Source organism: Pseudomonas sp. SED1, from assembly GCF_034044025.1.
Lineage (GTDB): Bacteria > Pseudomonadota > Gammaproteobacteria > Pseudomonadales > Pseudomonadaceae > Aquipseudomonas.
The window spans coordinates 75,896-96,875 of record NZ_JAXCIS010000238.1; the positions used below are offsets into that span (position 1 = coordinate 75,896).

The 20,980-nt window shown below is 62.0% G+C and carries 16 protein-coding genes; 10 read left to right on the forward strand and 6 right to left on the reverse strand.

Translation table 11 applies throughout. From position 1 onward, the window contains the following. Position 1: 1 nt before the first annotated feature. The 6 genes from SNL23_RS31080 to SNL23_RS31105 all read left to right on the forward strand — a co-directional run bounded on the left by SNL23_RS31080 (position 2) and on the right by SNL23_RS31105 (position 6,646). Positions 2 to 1,000, forward strand: coding sequence for an acyl-CoA dehydrogenase family protein (locus tag SNL23_RS31080; protein WP_318304699.1), 999 nt, complete (start codon positions 2 to 4; stop codon positions 998 to 1,000). Then, entirely contained in the window at positions 997 to 1,755 is a 759-nt protein-coding gene (locus tag SNL23_RS31085; RefSeq protein WP_167664989.1) for a PIG-L deacetylase family protein, read from the forward strand. Before SNL23_RS31080 ends, SNL23_RS31085 begins: the two co-directional genes overlap by 4 nt. Beyond that, positions 1,752 to 2,351, forward strand: a complete 600-nt coding sequence (locus tag SNL23_RS31090; RefSeq protein ID WP_318304700.1) for an SAM-dependent methyltransferase — start codon at positions 1,752 to 1,754, stop codon at positions 2,349 to 2,351. Before SNL23_RS31085 ends, SNL23_RS31090 begins: the two co-directional genes overlap by 4 nt. Continuing rightward, positions 2,348 to 3,007, forward strand: a complete 660-nt coding sequence (locus tag SNL23_RS31095) for a glycosyltransferase (protein WP_167664991.1) — start codon at positions 2,348 to 2,350, stop codon at positions 3,005 to 3,007. The genes SNL23_RS31090 and SNL23_RS31095 overlap by 4 nt, the downstream gene beginning before the upstream one ends. 187 nt (positions 3,008 to 3,194) lie before the next feature. Then, on the forward strand, positions 3,195 to 3,956 hold the full coding sequence (locus tag SNL23_RS31100; RefSeq protein ID WP_076013883.1) for a PIG-L deacetylase family protein: 762 nt from the start codon (positions 3,195 to 3,197) through the stop codon (positions 3,954 to 3,956). Between the two features lie 95 nt (positions 3,957 to 4,051). Next, the gene (locus SNL23_RS31105) at positions 4,052 to 6,646 is read left to right on the forward strand and encodes an autotransporter family protein (RefSeq protein ID WP_318304702.1); all 2,595 of its coding nucleotides are present in this window, start codon (positions 4,052 to 4,054) and stop codon (positions 6,644 to 6,646) included. 111 nt (positions 6,647 to 6,757) lie between these two features. Here the strand turns inward: SNL23_RS31105 and glgB are convergent, their stop codons facing one another. From glgB to SNL23_RS31120, 3 genes are all read right to left on the reverse strand, one after another. Beyond that, positions 6,758 to 8,992 carry a 1,4-alpha-glucan branching protein GlgB gene (gene glgB, locus SNL23_RS31110; RefSeq protein WP_318304703.1) on the reverse strand — a complete coding sequence of 745 codons (2,235 nt, stop codon included), beginning with the start codon at positions 8,990 to 8,992 and terminating at the stop codon, positions 6,758 to 6,760. After that, complete coding sequence (gene treS / locus SNL23_RS31115) at positions 8,989 to 12,336, reverse strand: maltose alpha-D-glucosyltransferase (protein WP_318304704.1); 3,348 nt, start codon at positions 12,334 to 12,336, stop codon at positions 8,989 to 8,991. Before treS ends, glgB begins: the two co-directional genes overlap by 4 nt. Before the next feature lie 173 nt (positions 12,337 to 12,509). Next, positions 12,510 to 14,507 carry an alpha-1,4-glucan--maltose-1-phosphate maltosyltransferase gene (locus tag SNL23_RS31120; protein WP_318304705.1) on the reverse strand — a complete coding sequence of 666 codons (1,998 nt, stop codon included), beginning with the start codon at positions 14,505 to 14,507 and terminating at the stop codon, positions 12,510 to 12,512. A gap of 205 nt (positions 14,508 to 14,712) precedes the next feature. Here SNL23_RS31120 and SNL23_RS31125 point away from each other — a divergent pair, with 205 nt between their 5' ends. Then, positions 14,713 to 14,871, forward strand: coding sequence for a hypothetical protein (locus tag SNL23_RS31125; RefSeq protein WP_167664995.1), 159 nt, complete (start codon positions 14,713 to 14,715; stop codon positions 14,869 to 14,871). On the opposite strand, the gene SNL23_RS31130 is transcribed toward SNL23_RS31125, so the two are convergent. Next, a complete protein-coding gene (locus SNL23_RS31130) occupies positions 14,868 to 15,359 on the reverse strand; it encodes an MgtC/SapB family protein (protein WP_076013878.1) in 492 nt (163 codons plus the stop codon). The genes SNL23_RS31125 and SNL23_RS31130 overlap by 4 nt on opposite strands. A gap of 120 nt (positions 15,360 to 15,479) precedes the next feature. Here SNL23_RS31130 and SNL23_RS31135 point away from each other — a divergent pair, with 120 nt between their 5' ends. The 3 genes from SNL23_RS31135 (at position 15,480) to mapR (ending at position 18,836) form a co-directional block, all read left to right on the forward strand. Beyond that, complete coding sequence (locus SNL23_RS31135) at positions 15,480 to 15,719, forward strand: DUF3203 family protein (RefSeq protein ID WP_076013877.1); 240 nt, start codon at positions 15,480 to 15,482, stop codon at positions 15,717 to 15,719. Between the two features lie 184 nt (positions 15,720 to 15,903). Continuing rightward, entirely contained in the window at positions 15,904 to 17,319 is a 1,416-nt protein-coding gene (ccoG, locus tag SNL23_RS31140; RefSeq protein ID WP_076013876.1) for a cytochrome c oxidase accessory protein CcoG, read from the forward strand. Between the two features lie 107 nt (positions 17,320 to 17,426). Next, entirely contained in the window at positions 17,427 to 18,836 is a 1,410-nt protein-coding gene (gene mapR / locus SNL23_RS31145; protein ID WP_076013875.1) for a GntR family transcriptional regulator MpaR, read from the forward strand. Positions 18,837 to 18,952: 116 nt separating this feature from the next. Here mapR and SNL23_RS31150 read toward each other — a convergent pair whose 3' ends face one another. Continuing rightward, positions 18,953 to 19,699, reverse strand: a complete 747-nt coding sequence (locus tag SNL23_RS31150; RefSeq protein WP_076013874.1) for an SDR family oxidoreductase — start codon at positions 19,697 to 19,699, stop codon at positions 18,953 to 18,955. Positions 19,700 to 19,799: 100 nt separating this feature from the next. Continuing rightward, positions 19,800 to 20,924 carry a Kelch repeat-containing protein gene (locus SNL23_RS31155; RefSeq protein WP_318304708.1) on the reverse strand — a complete coding sequence of 375 codons (1,125 nt, stop codon included), beginning with the start codon at positions 20,922 to 20,924 and terminating at the stop codon, positions 19,800 to 19,802. Positions 20,925 to 20,980 lie beyond the last annotated feature (56 nt).

Sequence of the window (20,980 nt, forward strand, 5' to 3'; positions counted from 1 at the left end):
CATGGCCTTGCATGAATTTCTTCGCGGCTACCGGGATTACCCGGACACCCAGGCCCTTGGCGCTGCGCTGAGGGCTTTGGTGGAGGAAGGCCTGGACCAACTGCCCTTGCCGGGCAGCGGGCAAACTCTGGAACGCTTCAGCCGGCTGGCGCAAGTCGCCGGCCATGACCTGCGGCTGTGCAAATTGTTTGAAGGCCACACTGACGCCCTGGCGATCATCGCTGAACTCGACAGCCCCTTGCCGCCTGTTGGCAGTACGTGGGGCATGTGGGCCGCCGAGCCGCCAACCGCGAAGGTGCGGATCCGGCGTGACGGCCAGCGTGTGCGGCTGGAGGGCCGCAAGGCTTGGTGCTCGGGCGCCGCGGTTGTCAGCCACGGGTTACTAACGGCGTGGGACGAAGAGGATCGCCAGCAACTGGTTGCGGTGGAAATGCACCAGCCGGGCGTGACGGTCACCGATGACGGCTGGGCCGCCGTGGGCATGGCGGAGACCGGCAGTGTTGAAGTGCTGTTCAGCGACGCCGTTGGCCTGGCGATCGGCAAGCCCGGAGACTACCTGGCCCGCCCGGGCTTCTGGCAAGGCGGCATCGGGATCGCCGCCTGCTGGTACGGCGCGGCACAACGCTTGGCTGAGGCTTTGCGCGAGCAGTGCGCAAAACGCCCGGAGCCCCACGCCCTGGCTCACCTTGGCAGCGTCGACAGCGCCTTGCACAGTGCGGCCTGTGTGCTGCGCGACAGCGCCAACCACATCGACCGGCAGCCCAAGGCCGATGCCCGGCTATTGGCACAACAGGCCCGCGCCTGCATTGAAGAAACCGTCGACCAGGTGATTCACCATGTTGGCCGAGCACTGGGGGCCGGGCCGTATTGCAAGGACCCGCATTTTGCGCAGCTGATTGCCGACTTGCCGGTGTACCTGCGGCAAAGTCACGCCGAGCGCGACCTGGCCGCCCTTGGTCAACAGGTCGCCGAAGAGCGCCCAGGGAGATGGGAACTATGAAGATCAATCCAATCGTCGGCCAGGGCACTCCCTTGCACCTGTGGCAGAGCTCGTCGCGACTGGCCGAGCTGCCTTGCGTGGACATTGCCGAACTGGTGCCTGAGGGCAGCCGCGCCGTGATCATCGCCCCGCATCCGGACGACGAAGTCCTTGGCTGCGGCGGCCTGTTGCAAGGCCTTGCCGCGCTGGACCGGCCCATCCTGCTGATCTCCGTCACCGATGGCAGCGCCAGTCATCCCGGGTCACGCCGCTGGCCGGTGGAACGCCTGAGCGTGGTGCGCCCGCAAGAGTCGGCGCAGGCCCTGCACCGACTGGGTTTGCCATTGCACAGCCTCAAATGGTTGCGGGCCGGGTTCAGCGACAGCCAGGTCGCCGCGGGCGAAGAAGACCTGGGCCGCTTCATCGAACGCTACCTCAAGCCCGGCGACGTGGTCTTCACCACCTGGCGCGAAGACGGCCATTGCGACCACGAGGCCGTGGGCCGTGCCAGTGCCAAGGCGACCCGGGCCGTGGGCGCAACCTTGCTGGAGCTGCCCGTATGGACCTGGCATTGGGCAACCCCGGAAGACAGCCAGGTGCCTTGGGATCGCGCTCGCAAAATCCTCCTGACACCTGAAGCCGTGGCCCGTAAACGGCATGCAATCCATGCGTTCGCCAGCCAGTTGGAGGGCGACCCGCAGATCGGCCTGCCGCCGGTGCTCGCACCTTATGTGCTGGAGCGCCTGTTGCAACCCTTTGAAGTGGTGTTTGTATGAGCGTCGCCACCCCCTACTTCGATGAGCTGTTTGCCGGCAACGACGACCCTTGGGCCTTTCGCCAACGCTGGTACGAGCGGCGCAAGCGGGCCCTGACCCTGGCCCTGCTGACCCGGCCCCGCTACGCCTCGATTTTCGAGCCTGGCTGCGCCAACGGGGAGCTGAGCTTCGAGCTGGCCCCGCGCTGTGACCGCCTGCTGTGCTGTGACACGGCGCAAGCGGCGGTCAGCCTGGCACAGGCGCGGCTGCGCGGCTTCAGCCACGCCACCGTGCAGCAGAGCCGCCTGCCCGAGCAATGGCCCAGCGAGACCTTCGAGCTGATCGTGCTCAGCGAGCTGTGTTACTACCTGGACCCGAAGGACTTTGACGGGCTGATCGATCGCGCCCTGGCCTGCCTGACGCCTGACGGACAAATCCTCGCCTGCCATTGGCGCCCGCCCATCGACGGTTGCCCGCAGACAGCCGAACAGGTGCACGCGCGCCTTGCCCAGCGACTCGACATGCCACACCTGGTGCAGCATCACGAAAGCGATTTTCTACTGGACCTGTGGAGCCGGGACGGCACTACGGTCGCCACCCTGGAGGGACTGCGATGATCGGCATCCTGATACCCGTGCATAACGAAGAAAAACTGCTGCCTGAATGCCTGAAAGCCGCAATGGTCGCGGCCAGTCATCCAGGTCTGCTGGGTGAAGAGGTGCAGATTCTTACGGTGCTCGACAGTTGCAGCGATCGCAGCGCGATGATCGCCCGCGAATACCAGGTACAAACCCTGGAAGTGCAGGCGCGTAACGTGGGCCACGTGCGTGGCGTGGGCGCGCGGCACTTGCTCAACAATGGCGCGCGCTGGATTTCCTGCACTGACGCCGACAGCCGCGTCGCCCCCGATTGGTTGGTGGCGCAACTGGCCCTGGGTGTGGATGCGGTGTGTGGCACGGTGACGGTGGATGCCTGGAGCGAAGACTTCGACCCGGCGGCGCAAATTCGCTATCACCAGGCCTATGAGGCCCGGGACGGGCATCGGCATATTCACGGTGCCAACCTGGGGATCAGCGCGGGTGCGTACGTGCGGGCCGGCGGTTTTGAGCCGTTGCCCTGCCATGAAGACGTGGAGCTGGTACGCCAACTGGAGCGCTGCGGGGCTTCCATTGCCTGGAGTCACTCGCCCCAGGTGATTACCAGCGCCCGCCTGGATTGCCGCGCACAGGGCGGCTTCGGTGACTACCTGAAGAGCCTGATGCAAGCCTCCTGAAAAAATTGCGACACTCGGCGGTGTTAAAGCGGCGATTCATAACTATCATCACTATTCCTTGCACGGCAATCCAGGGTTGGAACGCCGTAGCGCCGCGAGCGTGCATTGGATGACGCTCGCGTCCCACAAGAGCCGTCCCGTCAACGGGGTACGGCCTGCACCACCGATGAACAAGGACGTGACACTCATGAAGCCTGCACTGTTAAGTGACAACCGCCGGGGCCCCGCGCAAATCTGGAACAGCGCCCCGCAACTCGCGCAAATCCCTGCCATCAATCCCGCAACCCTGGTACCTGCCGGCGCTCGCGTGGTGGTCATCGCTCCGCATCCCGGCGACGAAGTGATCGCCTGTGGCGGTCTGCTGCAATTGCTCAGCACCCTTGAATATCCTCTGCAACTAATCTCGATTACCGACGGCAGCGCCAGCCACCCGGGGTCCAGCGTGTGGCCGGCCAAACGCTTGAGCGTGGTGCGGCCCCAGGAAAGTGTGGAAGCCCTGCGCCGCCTGGGGGTGCCCCTGCACAGCCTGAAATGGATTCGCGGCGGCTTTGCCGACAACGCCCTGGCGGTGCGGGAACAGCAGATGAGCCAGTTCATCGCGCGCTACCTGCAACCCGGCGACGTGGTGTTCACGACCTGGCGCAACGACGGCAATGATGACCATGACGCCGTCGGCCGCGCCGCTGCCAAAGCCTGTGCGCTCAAAGGCGTGCACCTGAATGAACTGCCGATCTGGGCCTGGCATTGGCCCGCGCGAGAGACCTCGGCAATCCCCTGGCAGCGCGCACGCAAAGTCCGGCTCGACACCTGGAGCGTCGCCCGCAAGCTGCATGCTGCCCACGCCTATGCCAGCCAATTGGCGGGCGACCCGGAAATTGGCCTGGCGCCGAATCTGGCTCAAGTGCTGCTGGAGCGCATGCGCGAGCCGTATGAGATTGTATTTTTGTAGGCGCACCCACTCGTCTATACCTGTAACTTCTGACAGTAGCGAACGCTCTCTCTGTGTGGCTAGCTTGGAATACCGGCTTGCAGGGAGGGCGAATCATGAGCACACGGTTTTCATCAGTGACGTATCTGGGCGTCTGCAGCGTGACGACGCTGTTGCTCAATTGGCCCCTCCCCGCGCAGGCTGCCTGTACGCTGGTCATAACCGCTGGCGACGACACCACCCTTTGCCGCGATGGCAGTGCCGGCACGCTGACGGATTTACAAGGAAGCAACGTCCTGGAGTTCCCCGTCGGTGGCACCGGCATCATCGTCGGTAACGTGACCTATGGCGCGGGTGATGATCGGGTCACGATGGATTCCGGCGCGATCAATGGCGCGATCAACCAAGGCGACGGAAGAAATATCTTTCAGCTGTTCAATGGCAATATCTCCGGCACAGTGACTCAAGGCTCAGGCCGTGATATCGCGCAAATCAGCGGGGGCAGTTCCGGTGCAATCTCCCAGGGTGATGGGGTCGATCAGTACTTCCAGAGCGGTGGTAACGTCACCTCACTGGCTCAGGGCGACGGTCATGACGAGTTCACCATGAGCAGCGGAAAGATCATCGGTGCGTTTGAAGACGGCGATATTGCGCTGATGACCGGTGGCAGCATCGGACGGGTCGACATGAAGCTCGACAACAACCTGTTCGACCTGAGGGGGGGAGAAATCTTTGGCAATCTGGTCACCGGCTTCGGAAACGATACCATCCTGGTTTCCGGAGGAACCGTCGGTGGCAATATCAGCGTCAGCGGCGGCAACGACATCATCAAAGTCAGCGGCGGTGAGATAGATGGGCAGATCCTCGCCAGTTTTGGCGACGATGAGTTCAGTTGGGAAGGCGGTGGCCTGATCCATAAGGAAATCCTCATGGGCGAAGGCGCTGACAAGGGTTTCCTGCACAACCTGACAGAAACCACCCTGGCCTCTACACCGCGGCTGGACGGTGGTTTGGGTAATGACACCCTGACCTTCGACAACACCCAATCCGCCACGCCAACCCGCTATATCAACTGGGAAACGATCAACCTGGACAACAATTCGCGCCTGACCCTGGGTGGCGACTTCAAGCTCGGTGACAGCGCTACGGCCACCGGCACGATGAACATTTTTGGCAGCGCCACCCTGCAGGTGTCCCAAGGCAGCATCAGCCCCTTCACGGCCGGGCAGCAAGCCAACCTGAACAACGGTGGCATGATCGACATGACCACCGGCAGCTCCAGCGCGACCGATAGCCTGACCGTCAACGGCAACTACACCGGCAATGGCGGCGAACTGGCGCTGCAATCGGTGCTCGGCGCCGACGGTTCGGCCAGTGACAAGCTGGTGGTGAGCCAGGGCACGCTGCAAGGCGGCACCACCGTCACGGTCACCAACCTTGCCGGCCCCGGCGCCATGACCCGGCAAAACGGCATCCAGGTGGTTGAGGCGCTTAACGGTGCCACGAGCAGCGACCTGGCGTTTACCCTGCGCGGTGGTGCCGTTTCCGCAGGCGCCTACGAGTACTACCTGTTCAAAGGTGGCGTGACGCCGGGCACCGGGCAAAACTGGTTCCTGCGATCCGCAGTGGTGGCGCCGCCGCTGCCCAACCCTGTTGACCCTGAGGATCCTGACGACCCAGTGGGCATCCTCCCACCCGTCCCGGCCGATGGCACGCCGGACCTTCCGGGGATTTTCCCAGGCGAAGAACCGATACCGATCTATCGCCCGGAAGTCCCGGTGTACGCCGTGCTGTTTCCCGCCGTACAACAGATGGTCCAAGGCATGCTGGGCACCTACCACGAACGCATGGGTGACCAAAGCCTGCAACGGCAACCTGGCGCTTTAGCGGCAGGTTGGGGCCGGGTGTATGGCAGCAGCACGCGGCAATCATTCGCCGGTACCGTCAGCCCATCACTGGACAGCTCGATATCCGGTTTCCAGGTTGGCACTGACCTGTATGCCTGGACCGACGACGCTGGCCTGACCCAACGCTTCGGATTCTTTGTCGGCCACAGCCGCCTGACGGGCAATGTGGCGGGATTCAATAGCGGTTTTCAAGGCAAGGACGCCGGCAACACCACCCTGCGCGGTGACAGCTTGGGCGCGTATTGGACGCTCATCGGCGCCAACCGCGCCTATATCGATTTCGTGCTGATGGGTACACGGTTCGATGGCCACAGTGAATCCGACCGGGGCCTCAAACTGCCGACCAAGGGCCACAACGTACTGGGGTCCGTGGAGGTGGGAATGCCGTTTGCGGTGTCTGAACACTGGGAGGTTGAGCCGCAGGCCCAGGTGATTGTCGATCGTAGCTATCTGGACAGCCAGAATGACGGGATTTCAGATGTCTCATTCAGCGCCGACACTAACGTCGTCACCCGCCTTGGTATTCGCCTCAAGGGCAGCTACAGCGTGAGCGGCATGCCCCTGCTGCCTTATGTGCGTACCAACGTGTGGCACGCCAGCGCCGGGAATAACACCGTCACGTTCAATGACAGCACGGACATCAACACCGAACAAAAGTCCACCACGCTGGACATCAGCACCGGGACGACGCTGCAGGTATCGAGCACCGTCAGTGTGTATGGCGAGGTGGGGTACAACAGCAATCTGGACAGCAATCAGCTGAATGGGCGCAAGGGCACGATTGGCATAAGGGTCGACTTCTAACCTGTAGGAGCGCGCTTGCTCGCGAAAAACATCAAGACACCGCGCTCATCCAGATTAGCCGCGTTATCGTTAACGGTCTTCGCGAGCAAGCTCGCTCCTACAAGAGGCGTGTCAGGCTTCCGGTCGCAGGATCAGCACGCCCAATGGCGGCAGGTTCAGCGACAGCGACAACGGCTGCCCATGCTTGGGCTCGTCCTCCGTAAACGCCCCGCCACCGTTGCCAAAGTTGGAACCGGCATAAGTGTCGGCATCGCTGTTGATCACTTCGCTCCAGCGCCCGGCAAATGGCACGCCGACCTTGTAGGCCTCGCGTGGCACCGGCGTGAAGTTGGCCACCACCAGCACCGGCCTGCCGTCCTTGCTCCAGCGCAGCCAGGCGTAGACGCTGTTGATCGCATCGTCGCCGATCAGCCACTGGAAGCCCTGTGGCGCGTCGTCCTGGTCGTGCAGTGCGGGTTCTTCGCGGTACAGGCGGTTGAGGTCACCCACCAGTTTCTGCACGCCCCGGTGTTCAGGGTATTGCAGCAGGTACCAGTCCAGTTGCTGATCGTGGTTCCACTCGCGCCATTGGCCGAACTCGCAGCCCATGAACAGCAGCTTCTTGCCCGGATGCATCCACATGAAGCTCAGGTAAGCCCGCAGGTTGGCAAACTTCTGCCAGCGGTCCCCGGGCATCTTGTCGATCAGCGAGTGTTTGCCGTGCACCACTTCATCGTGGGAAATCGGCAGGATAAAACGCTCGGACCAGGCATACACCAGGCCGAAACTCAGCTCGTTGTGATGGTGGGCGCGGTACACCGGGTCTTGCTGGATGTAGTGCAGCGAATCGTGCATCCAGCCCATGTTCCATTTGTAGTTGAAACCCAGGCCGCCCTGTTGGGTCGGCTGGCTTACGCCGGGCCATGCGGTGGATTCCTCGGCGATCACCAGTGCGCCTGGGGCTTCCAGGGCGACCACGTCGTTGAGGTGACGCAGGAAGTCGATGGCTTCGAGATTTTCACGACCTCCGTGGCGGTTCGGCACCCATTCACCAGCCTTGCGCGAATAGTCGCGATACAGCATCGACGCCACGGCATCCACTCGCAGGCCGTCGATATGGAAGTGCTTGAGCCAGTGCAGCGCCGACGCCAGCATGAAGCCATGGACTTCGGTGCGCCCTAGGTTGTAGATCAGGGTATCCCAATCCTGGTGGAAGCCTTCCAGCGGGTTGGCGTATTCGTAAAGCGCGGTGCCGTCGAATTGCGCCAGGCCATGGGTGTCGGTGGGAAAATGCGCCGGCACCCAATCGAGGATCACGCCGATGTCGGCCTGGTGGCAGGCATTGACGAAGTACGCGAAATCCTCCGGCGAGCCGAAACGCGCCGTGGGCGCAAATTGCGACAGCGCCTGATAGCCCCAGGAACCGCCAAACGGGTGCTCCATGATCGGCATCAGTTCGATATGGGTGAAGCCCAACTGCTGCACGTACGGAATCAAGCGCTCGGTCAGCTCGCGCCAACTGTACTGGCGCGACACTTCGCCGACTTCGTCCAGTTCGCACTGCCAGGAACCCGCATGCAACTCGTAGATCGACAGCGGCGCGCTGGGTTTTTGCCGCTCGCCGCGCGATTGCATCCAGTCATGGTCCTGCCAGTCGACTTGCAGCGGCGGAGCGACTTTGGACGCGGTATCCGGCGGCATCTGCGTGGCCAGGGCCATGGGGTCGGCCTTGAGCGGCAGGATCCCGTGGGCACCCAGAATTTCATACTTGTAGGCGGCGCCCGGTTGCAGGCCCGGGATGAAGATTTCCCAGACCCCGGACGGATGGCGCAGGCGCATTGGATGGCGGCGCCCGTCCCAGATGTTGAAGTCGCCCACCACCGACACGCGGCGGGCATTCGGTGCCCATACGGCAAAGCGCACGCCCTCGACGCCGTCGACGCTGGCCACTTGTGCGCCGAGGCAACTGCTCAGGTCGCGGTGATTGCCTTCGGCGAACAGGTACAGGTCCATTTCGCCCAACAGCAGTTGCTGGAAGCTGTAAGGGTCTTCGGTGACCTGCTCGCCACCGGCCCACTGGATCTTCAGCAGGTACGCCTGGCGGCTGCCGAAATGGCCGACAAACAAGCCGGGCACCTGGGTCGCATCGAGGCTGCCAATGTGCTCGCCGCTGTCACGGGCCAGCACCTGGACACTCAAGGCTTCCGGCAGGAAGGCGCGAATGAACTGGCCACCCTGTTCGTCATCGTGGGGCCCAAGGATCGAGAACGGGTCATGGTGCTCTGCGCGCACCAACGCCTCGATGTCCTTGGACGCTGGCATCACACTCAACTTTGGCTGCAGCGGTTCTTTGCTTGTAAAACTCATGACGACTCCCCACCGCGTGCAGTTTTCGATAATGGTTTCAGCCCGCTGAGCAGCCCGTGCAAACCTTGCAACGGCACTGGTAACCAGCTTGGGCGATTCTCTGCTTCGTAGGCCACTTCGTACGCGGCCTTCTCCAGGCTGAACAACGCCAGCGCTGCGTCCTGGCCTTTGGCATCCTGCCAGTCATGGGCCAGTGTAGTCGTGGCAGCGTGATAGGCCTGGATAAATGCCTGCCTGGCTTCATGCAAGTAGCGATCGGCGACCCGTTGCCGGGACGCATTGGCCTCAGGCGACTGATCGACCCCCTGCACATTCACCGCCATGGCCGCCGCGTAATCAAACGACCGTAGCACCCCGCTCACATCCTTGTACGGGCTGTGTTTGCCGCGACGTTCATGCAGCGGCCGCGCCGGTTCGCCCTCGAAGTCGATCAGGTAGGCATCACCTTTCACCACCAGTACCTGGCCCAGGTGCAGGTCGCCATGCACGCGAATGCGCAACCCGCCCACCGTGGCTTTCGCCAGGTCCTGAACGTAACTGGCGATGGCCTTTTTCTGATCCAGTAAAGCACTGACCAATGCCTGATCGGCAGGGTTCAACTTGGTTTGATGCTGCTTAAGCAACTGCAACGCACGGTCGATTTGTGCGCCCACATGCTTGGCCCAGCCCTGGCTGTCCTTGAGGGACGTAACCTCGGGCTTGAAGGCCTTGTTGGCGGTCGGTGCTGCCAGCACTTGATGCATTTCACCGAGGCGCTGGCCGAGCAAACCGGCAAAATCCGCCAGTTCGCCGAGGGCGTTGTAGTGCTGTTCCTGCTCGGAGATGGCTTCGGCCAGTTCGTCGCGAATCGCCCGTTCCAGGTTGTTCTGGGTCCAGCCCCAGGCGTCGCCCTGGTTGCTGAGATAACCCTGGGCAATCATCAGCAGGTTGTCCTGGCCGTCGGCGTCATGGCGAATCACCGAACCCAGCAGCGGCGAGATATGTTCGTAGCCAGCTTCGGTCAGGTAGGCGCCCATTTCCAGTTCCGGGTGAACCCCGGCGCTGACTTTGCGAATCAACTTGAGCACCAGGCTGCCGCCCACCACCACTGAGCTGTTGGACTGTTCGGCGGCGAGGTAGCGCACTTCCGACTCGTCGTTCAATTCCAGTTTGGCCAACTGCGCCGTGGGCTCGAAGCGAATCTCGCCATCGGTGGAGTCGAGGACGGTTTTGGCCTGCAGGCCTTGGATCACGCCGCGGATATAGGTGTCGAGGCTGAAGGCATCGGTCACCAAGCCCACCTGACGCACTCGCCGCACACGGGCAAGCGCCAGTTGTTGCGGCAAGGCGCTGGTGAACTGGTCTTCGCCGAGGAAGCCGAACGGCAGCTGATAGCGGCTGACCTGCCCGGCACTGGTGACTTCAATTTCACTGAGCAACACCGGATGCTGCGGGTCGCCAAAGCGCACGCCGTAAGCGATGTGCACGGCATCGATTGCCGTGTCCTTGCTGGCAAACCAGCGGCGCTTGGGCAGCCACACGGGCAAGGCATTTTGTTCCAGGGTGGTGCGGCACGGTGCTTCGAGCAGTTCTTCCATGCGTTTCTTCAGCACCAGGGTGGTGAAGTCCGGGATGCTTTGCGCCGGCTCCACATGCCAGCTCGGCATCTGGTTTTCCGCCGCAAGCACGAACCAATAGAAGCCGTACGGTGCCAGCGTCAGCAGGAAATTCAGCTGGCCAATGGGCGGGAAAGCATTGCCGCCGAGCATCTCCACCGGGACCATGCCGGCGAACGCTGAAAGATCGAGTTCGGCGGCCTGGGCGCTGCGGGAAACGTTGGCCACGCAGAGGATGATTTCATTCTTGCCATCGGCGCCCACGAATTCGCGGGTATACGCCAGGATGCGGCGGTTGGTGGGCGAGAGCATTTTCAGACTGCCGCGACCGAAAGCCTTGGACTGTTTACGCACGGCCAGCATGCGTCGGGTCCAGTTCAGCAACGAGTGCGGGTCTTGTGTCTGGGTTTCGACGTTGACCGACTGGTAGCCGTATTGAGGGTCCATGATCGGCGGCAATACCAGGCTTGCCGGGTCGGCGCGGGAGAAGCCGCCGTTGCGGTCGATGGACCATTGCATCGGCGTGCGCACGCCGTCGCGGTCGCCGAGGTAGATGTTGTCGCCCATGCCGATTTCATCGCCGTAGTACAGGGTCGGCGTGCCAGGCATCGACAGCAGCAGGCTGTTGAGCAACTCGATGCGGCGGCGGTCACGCTCCATCAACGGCGCCAGGCGCCGGCGAATCCCCAGGTTGATGCGCGCACGGCGGTCGGCGGCATAGTAGTTCCAGAGGTAGTCGCGCTCTTTGTCGGTGACCATTTCCAGGGTCAGTTCATCGTGGTTGCGCAGGAAAATTGCCCATTGGCAATTGGTCGGGATCTCCGGGGTCTGGCGCAGGATGTCGGTAATCGGAAAACGGTCTTCCTGGGCCAGCGCCATGTACATGCGCGGCATCAGCGGGAAGTGGAACGCCATGTGGCATTCGTCGCCGTCATCGCCCTTTTTGTCCCCGAAGTACAGCTGGGTGTCTTCCGGCCATTGGTTGGCTTCGGCCAGGAGCATGCGGTCGGGGTAGTTGGCGTCGATCTCGGCGCGGATCTGCTTGAGCAGATCGTGGGTTTCCGGGAGGTTTTCGTTGTTGGTGCCGTCGCGTTCGATCAGGTACGGGATGGCATCCAGGCGCAGGCCGTCGATGCCCATGTCGAGCCAGTAGCGCATCACCGACAGCACGGCTTTCATGACCTGCGGGTTGTCGAAGTTGAGGTCCGGCTGGTGGGAATAGAAGCGGTGCCAGAAGTATTGGCCGGCGACCGGGTCCCAGGTCCAGTTGGACTTTTCGGTGTCGAGGAAAATGATGCGGGTGCCGTCGTATTTCTGGTCGTCATCGGACCACACGTAGAAGTCCCGCGCTGCCGAACCCGGCTTGGCCTTGCGAGCGCGCTGAAACCACGGGTGCTGGTCCGACGTGTGGTTGATCACCAGTTCGGTGATGACCCGCAACCCGCGTTTGTGGGCTTCGGCGATAAAGCGCTTGGCGTCGGCCATGGTTCCGTAGTCGCTGTGCACGCCACGGTACTCGGCGATGTCGTAGCCATCATCACGGCGTGGCGAGGGATAGAACGGCAGCAGCCAGATGGTGTTCACGCCGAGGTCGGCGATGTAGTCAAGCTTGGCGATCAGCCCGGGAAAGTCACCGATGCCGTCGTTGTTGGAGTCGAAATAGGATTTGACGTGAACCTGATAAATCACCGCGTCCTTGTACCAGAGCGGGTCTTTGATAAAGGTGGCAGCCTTGGGTTTCTTCGCCATTGGAAACTCCTGGGAATTCGAAAAATTCTGCCTGAAGGAACTCGGTCAATGTGGGAGCGGGCTTGCTCGCGAAAGCGGTATATCAGTGGACCGATTCGGAGACTGACACTTCGCTTTCGCGAGCAAGCCCGCTCCCACATTTGATCTCCAGTGGTTTGGAGATCGGTGTCGATTCAGGAAACGGTAATGCGCCAAATGCCAAACGGCTGTTGCCACGGCTCGATGCGCATCCACTGGGTCTTGCCGTACCAAGTCCAACGGTGGCCGGTCATCAAGTCTTCGCCTTGGGTCTGGGCGTCATCCGGCAGGCCCATCTCCCACAGCGGCAACTCGAAATTGGCCTCCTGGGCGTTGAACGGGTCGAGACTCACGGCCACCAGAATGAAGTTACTGCCGTCCTCGCTGCTTTTGCCGAAGTACAGGATGTTGTCGTTCCACGCGTTGTAGAGTTTCAGCCCCAGATGCGTCTGCAACGCCGGGTTCTGCCGACGGATGCGGTTGAGCTGGGCGATCTCGGCAATGATGTTGCCGGGGGCCGTGAAGTCTCGCGGGCGGATCTCGTACTTTTCCGAATCGAGGTACTCTTCCTTGCCCGGCACCGGGGCCGCTTCGCACAGTTCAAAACCGGAATACATGCCCCACAGGCCCGAGCCCATGGTGGCCAGCGCGGCACGGATCAAGAAGCCCGCGCGGCCGGATTCATGCAGGAAGCCCGGGTTGATGTCTGGCGTATTGACGAAGAAGTTCGGCCGGAAGCACTCGCGCCACGGTGACTCGTTCAACTCGCTCAGGTACTCACTCAACTCGGCCTTGGTGTTGCGCCAGGTGAAGTAGGTGTAGCTCTGGGTGTAACCGACCTTGCCCAACCGCGCCATCATCGCCGGGGTGGTGAAGGCTTCGGCGAGGAAGATCACTTCCGGGTACTTGGAGCGCACATCGCTGATCAGCCATTGCCAGAACGGCAGCGGCTTGGTGTGGGGATTGTCGACGCGAAAGGTCTTCACGCCCTCTTCCACCCAACCGACCACGATGTCGCGCAACTCGATCCACAGGCTGGGAATCGCATCCGCCGCATAGAAGTCGACGTTAACGATATCCTGGTATTTCTTCGGCGGGTTCTCGGCGTATTTGATCGTGCCGTCGGGCCGCCAGTTGAACCAGCCCGGATGCTGCTTGAGCCACGGGTGATCCTGGGAACACTGGATCGCGAAATCCAGGGCGATTTCCAGGCCATGGTCGGCGGCGGCCTTGACCAGGTTGCGGAAGTCTTCACGGGTGCCCAGCTGGGAGTGGATCGCCTCGTGGCCGCCCTCTTCGCTGCCGATGGCATACGGGCTACCCGGATCATTGGGCCCGGCAGTCAGGGAGTTGTTCTTGCCCTTGCGGTGGCTGCGGCCGATGGGATGGATCGGCGGGAAGTACAGCACGTCAAAACCCATGTCATGGATCATCGACAAACGTGAGTGCACGTCGTTAAAGGTGCCGTGGCGCGCCGGATCGTCGGTGATCGAGCGGGGAAACAGCTCGTACCAGCTGGCGAACTGCGCGGCTTCGCGTTCCACGTCAATCGGGAATACCGGGCTGATGCTCAAATAGGCGCGGTGATCGGCCTGGGTCATCAAATGTGCACTGTCTTCGTGCAGAAACAGCGCGATTTGCTCGGTTTCCAACAGGCCGGAGAGTTCGTGGTGCAGCAGCATCAGGCGGTCGCGCAGTTCGTTGTCACTGCGTTCGGCGGCTTGCAAGACCTGGCTGCGGCCTTCCTGCAGCTCCAGGCTGACCGGTACCCCGACCTCGTGTTTCTTGCTTAATTCGTAGCGGAAGCTGGCGAACGTGTCGATCCAGGCCTCGATGCAATACTCATGCGGCCCCTGGGCTGTCACGGTGAACGCCCCTTCCCAGCCGTTGTTGCCGACATCGGTCATCACCACGCTGTGCCAGCTTTCTTCGCTCAGCGGGCGCCAGCGGATCAGCACTGCCAGCTTGTCGTGGCCGTCAGCGAACACCTTGCTGGCAACCTGGACCCGCTGGCCCACTACAGCCTTGACCGCAAACGCGCCGCCATCGATAACCGGAGTGGTGCTTTCAATCGCAATCCTTGGCAGCAACAGTGCCTGGGACAGCGGTAATGTGGAGGTTGAATCGTCTTGGGTCAGTGTTTCAGCAGTCATCGAGCATCTCCCCTTAACGCCCAGTGGACGCTCTTGCGCTTGATCCAAATTCTGAAACGGCAGTGCTCTCCCTGAGCAGGGCCGTATAGGTTCCGAGCATGCCGTCGATTGAAAAGTTCAGGTGGATATGACGCCATCGGGCGGGGAATCAAATCCACCGGGCGATTGTCCACCGATAGAGCAAAGCACAAAGGAGGCCACACCGATGAATATCCCGATCCCGGCTGAAACGCCTGACCCGAACATCGATAAACCGACATTGCCACCTACAGAGCCCGACCCGATTCCCGAGCAGGAACCGCCTGGGACACAGCCACCGCCGGTGGAGGAGCCACCGACGACGATGCCGCCCGTCATCGTCTAGTCCTTCTCGAACAGGCGCACGATCCTTGGCATCACATTGAACACCGCCAACGCCAGCAAGGTGCTGAGCACGGCAGTGGACTCGCGCCCCATCCCCGCCGCCACGCCAATGGCGGCGGTCATCCACAGGCCAGCCGCGGTGGTCAGGCCTTTGACGTGGCCTTCTTCATCTTCCTTGCCCTTGAGGATGGTACCGGCACCCAGAAACCCGATACCCGCGATCACGCCTTGCAGCACGCGGCTCATGGCATCAGCCTGGGAGCCCGACATGCTCGGCACCAGCACGAACAGCGCGGCGCCTATGGCCACTAACATGTGGGTGCGCACCCCGGCCGCCTTGCCTTTGTGTTCGCGCTCAAAACCGAGGATGCCGCCGAGAATCGCCGCGATCAGCAACCGCACCGTGACTTGTGTCAGTTGCCGGGCATCGCCGATGTCGGCAAATTCCGTTTGCAGGGTTTGCCAGACTTCATGCCACCACGCGTCCATGGACGTGTCCTTTTCATGGGTAGATACGAAATGGACAGCGCCGACCGTCAGTCAGTTGCGCAGAACCATTCATCCACGGGCAACGCCTAACCTTGAGTACCCCAGGAAAAGGACAGCACCATGCCCGTACGTATCGAAAACCAGACCTGTTACTTCAAGGTCGATGAAAACGGCGAAGAAAAAAGCCTCGCCGCCACCGATGTCACCGTGATTACCGACAGCGCCAAATCCATGTCGGCCGTTGAGTTGAACGGCGAGCGGATCTACATCACCGAAGCAGAAGCCGACGCATTGACCGTAGCAGGCGCCACCGACGGCCGTAAGCATTTGAAGGCCACCGACGGTGATTCGGTGATTTGATTGACCTGGATCATCACTGCCTGAAAAGCGCTGCACCCCACGCGCCACAGGGTGCAGCACATTGTCGCAGGGCGTCACCGCCGGGCCATCTGATCCGCTTTTTATCGCCATAGCTGAGTCTGTTATGCAAACAGAGCGCCCGGCATAGTTCATCTGCCTGATGGAGGCTGATGAGCGAAAGACCATGAGCGATAGAATCCCCGTCCGAACCGTAGAAGTGTTTGAGCCTGCACATCCAAAGAAGATGAAGGCCAAATCCAGCGACAACCTGATTCATACCCGCAGTTTTACCGGCCTGTTTCGCACCTTGCGTGTGGTGGGCGCAGGCTTTCTGTTCCTGGCGTTTTTCGGCACCGTGTGGCTGAACTGGGGCGGCCGGCAAGCGGTGCTGTGGGACCTGGCTGAAAGTAAATTCCACATCTTTGGTGCCACGTTCTGGCCCCAGGATTTCATCCTGCTGTCGGCGCTGTTGATCATCTGCGCATTCGGCCTGTTTGCGATCACCGTGTTCGCAGGGCGGGTGTGGTGCGGCTATACCTGCCCGCAAAGCTCGTTTACCTGGCTGTTCATGTGGTGCGAAAAGGTCACTGAAGGCGAGCGAAACCAGCGCATCAAGCTGCAAGCCGCGCCCTGGGGCTTGAACAAGCTGGCACGGCGCTCGGCCAAGCACACGCTATGGCTGGGTATCAGCGTGCTGACCGGGCTGACGTTTGTCGGCTATTTCACGCCGATCCGGCCGCTGGCCGTGGAACTGCTGACCTGGCAAATGGGCGGCGTCAGCCTGTTCTGGGTGCTGTTTTTCACCGGCGCCACCTACATCAACGCCGGCTGGCTGCGGGAAGCGGTGTGCATGCACATGTGCCCGTATGCGCGGTTCCAGAGTGTGATGTTCGACAAAGACACCCTGACCATTTCCTACGACGTGGCCCGTGGCGAAAACCGTGGCCCACGCAAACGTGACGTGCAACCGGCGGACGTCGGGCTGGGCGACTGCATTGACTGCCAGCTGTGCGTGCAGGTGTGCCCCACCGGCATCGACATCCGTGACGGCCTGCAAATGGAATGCATCGGCTGCGCCGCGTGTATCGATGCCTGTGATTCGATCATGGACAAGATGGGCTATGCCCGCGGCCTCGTCAGCTATACCTCGGAGCATCAGTTGCAAGGTGGCAAGACCCATCTGCTCAGGCCACGGCTGATCGGCTACAGTGCCGTGCTGCTGGTGATGATCGGCGCGCTGGTGGTGGCCCTGGTGGCGCGCCCGATGGTGTCGCTGGACGTGACCAAAGACCGTGGGATGTTTCGCGAAAACAGTGAAGGCTTGATCGAGAACATCTACAGCCTCAAGGTCATCAACAAGACCCAGCAGCGCCAGGATTACCGCCTGGAGCTGATAGACGGCGATGGCTTCCAGTTGCAGGGCAAGACGGACATCAGCCTGGCGCCGGGGGAAATTACCGATGTGCCGGTGTCGGTGGCGATGACGGCAGACAAGCCGGCCAGCAGTTCACAGACCATCCGCTTCAAGGTCACGGACGTGGATGAACCGTGGATCTACAGCGCGGCGGACAGCCGGTTTGTGGCGCCATTGAATCGCTGAACCCGAGCTTTCAGCAACACTGGAGATCTAATGTGGGAGCTGGCTTGCCAGCTCCCACATTAGATCTGTGTTCAACCAGCAAAATCTGTTCAAAGCACTGAGACTCAATGAAACGCTACGAAAAATTCGCCGACGACATCGCAGAACTGATTCGCTCCGGCGTCCTCGGCCCCGGCCAGCGCGTGCCTTCGGTGCGCTACGCCAGCCAGACCTACGGGGTCAGCCCGTCCACGGTGTTCCAGGCTTACTACCTGCTGGAACGTCGCGGGCTGATCCGCGCCCGGCCGCGCTCCGGGTACTTCGTCAATACCCATGCGCCGAGCCCGTTCTCCGAGCCGGTGGTGAGTGCTCATGTGCACGAATCCACCGAAGTGGACGTGAGCGAGCTGGTGTTCTCGGTGCTCGACTCCATCAAGGACCCGCAAACCGTGCCCTTCGGCTCGGCCTTCCCCAGCCCGACGCTGTTCCCCTTGCCACGCCTGGCCCGCTCCCTGGCCAGCGCCAGCCGGGAAATGGACCCGCGCATGGTGGTCACCGACATGTCGCCAGGCAACCCGCAACTGCGCCGGCAAATCGCCCTGCGCTACATGGTTGGCGGGCTGATGCTGCCAATGGAAGAACTGTTGATCACCAACGGTGCGCTCGAGGCGCTTAACCTGTGCCTGCAAGCCGTGACCGAACCGGGCGACCTGGTAGCCATCGAAGCCCCGGCGTTTTATGCCAGCCTGCAAATCCTCGAACGCCTGAAGCTCAAGGCGGTGGAAATCCCCGTGCACCCGCGCGATGGCATTGACCTCAAGGTGCTGGCGCAAAGCCTGGAGCGTTACCCGATCAAGGCGTGCTGGTGCATGACCAGTTTCCAGAACCCGATGGGCGCGACCATGCCCGAGGCCAAGAAGCAGGAGCTGGTGGAGTTGCTGCGCAGCCACCAGGTGCCGCTGATCGAAGACGACGTGTACGCCGAGTTGTACTACGGCCAACAAGCGCCGAAACCGGCCAAGGCGTTCGACACCGAAGGCCTGGTGATGCATTGCGGCTCGTTCGCCAAAAGCCTGGCCCCGGGTTACCGCATAGGCTGGGTGGCCGCCGGGCGTTATGCGCAGAAGATCGAGCGGTTGAAGTTGATGACGTCGCTGTGCGCATCGATGCCGGCCCAGGCGGCGATTGCCGATTACCTGCAACACGGCGGCTACGATCGGCACCTGCGCAAGTTGCGCTATGCGCTGGAGGAGCAGCAGAGCGCCATGCTCGCGGCCATCGCCCGTTACTTTCCGGCGCAGACACGGGTCAGCCAGCCCGCTGGCGGTTACTTCCTGTGGCTGGAATTGCCGGAGCAGACCGACTCGTTGAAGCTGTTCCAGATGGCCCTGGCCCAGGGCATCAGCATCGCACCGGGGCCGATCTTTTCGCCGACACAGCGCTTCAGGAACTGCATTCGCTTGAATTACGGCAGTCCGTGGGACGAGTCGTGTGAAAAGGCCATGGAAACGCTGGGGAAGATTGTGCGTTCGTTTTGACAGGCTGCTTGAAGACAACTGACGTCATCGCGGACAAGCCCGGCTCCCACAATGGATCGCGTATCTCTGTGGGAGCCGGGCTTGCCCGCGATGGCGCCCGCACAGGCGCTATGACGTTATCGACCACCTGCCAGGTCAATAAAGGTTCCGGTGGCATAGGACGCCTTGTCCGACAGCAGCCAGATAATCCCTTCCGCGACTTCTTCGGCACGCCCGCCACGGGCCATGGGAATCCCCGGTTCCAGCTTGCTGACTCGGTCAGGGTCGCCGCTCAGCGCGTGGAACTCGGTGAAGATGAAACCTGGACGCACGCCATTGACCCGGATCCCCTCACCCGCCACTTCCTTGGAAAGCCCGAGTGTGAAGGTGTCCAATGCGCCCTTGGACGCGGCGTAATCCACATACTCCCCCGGCGCCCCCAGGCGCGCGGCGGCCGACGACACGTTGACGATGCTGCCGCCCTGCCCGCCATGTTTGGGCGACATGCGCAGCAGCGCGTGCTTGGCGCAGAGGATCGGCCCCAACACATTGGTCTTGAGCGTCTTCAGGATGCGGAACTCGGACATTTCATCGACCCGCGACTTGTGCCCTACGGTACCGGCGTTGTTCACCAGTGCCGTCACCCGGCCCAGCTCGGTATCAACACGGTGGAACAGGCCGATCACTTCGTCTTCGATGCTGACATCGGCCCGCACCGCAATGGCCTGAGCGCCGAGGGCGCGCACTTGCTCAAGTACCCGGTGGGCGGCGTCTTCGTCGGCCTGGTAATTGATGCAGATACGATAGCCCTGGGCAGCGGCCAGCAACGCCGTGGCGGCGCCGATCCCACGGCTGCCACCGGTGATGATGACGACTTTGTCCATGTGTAAGGTCTCCTGACTCAACGTGAGCTGTTGGATCCAATACTACCTGCGACCGGCAGGTTTTGCATGGGCTCAGGTCAACCCGGGAAGACGCCGTCGATCACCCCAACGTAAAAAGCTCGGCATTGGACAGTGGCGCCGGATGCGGGGTGGCCCTCGAACCACCCGCGATCAGCACCTGCCCCGTCGAAAGGCAGCATGCGCTATGCCCGAAACGCCCGGGCTGGAGCGGCGCGGTCAGCGACCATTGTGCGGACCGTGGGTCGTACAGCTCAGCCGTCGCCGCGTGTTCCGGTTGGGAGAGGCTGCTGGCGCCCACCACCAGGACTTCTCCGGTCACCAGACGGGTCGCGCTGTGCTCTTTGCGCGGAACACACATGAGTGTCCGGTCCCAGCTGTTCAGGACCGGGTCGTAGATAAAGGCCAGGTCTTGCGCCGGGCCAAAAGGTTCGGCAGCACCGCCGCAGATCAACACCCGGCCGTCGGCCAACAGAGTAGCCGTGTGCTGCATACGGGGCGCGGGCAAAGGCCGCCGTTCAGTCCAGCGGTGGGTGGTAGGGTCATACAGAAAGGCCCGGGGCAGCGCGGCGTTCTGCATGCCGGAATAGCCTCCGACCACCAGGACCTCGCCCGTCGACAGCAACGTCGCGGTGTGATTCATGGCATCCACAGGGAGCCAGGCTTTACGCTGCCAATGGCCGGTGAGCGGGTCGTAGCATTCAACGCTGTCTTGCACCTGCCCGCCGCCTGACTGCAGATTATTGCCGCCGACCACCAAGACGTTTCCTGACGCGAGCAGCGTGCCGGTATGGCCGAAACGAGGCGTGTGCAGGGCTCCCGTTGGCGTCCAGCGGTTGGTTAAAACGTTATACAACTGCGCGTCGCTGATCGACTGGCCACCCTCGCTCCCGGCCGTCAACAGCAAGATGCCCGACTGCAGCACCACCGCACCACTGGCACCTCGAGAAAAGGGCAGCGGCGCAACCGTCGACCACCGCCCTGATGCCTGATGGTAGAACTCCACGCTGGCCATGGTGCGGGTGGCAGATGAACGACCGGGTGTGCCAGGCGCCAGCTGATCGAAACGCAAGCCTGAAGCCTCGCCGGGACCTGCCCCCGCAATCACCAACACACCTTGGTCGGCAATACGCACACAGTTGTGGAAATAGCGGGGTTCGAGCATCGAACCTGTCGGCGTGAAAGTACCGGTGATGAGCGCAGGCATATGGATCCCAGGTCAGCTTCCTGGAATCGACTCTATACCTGCGGTATCACGGTCGC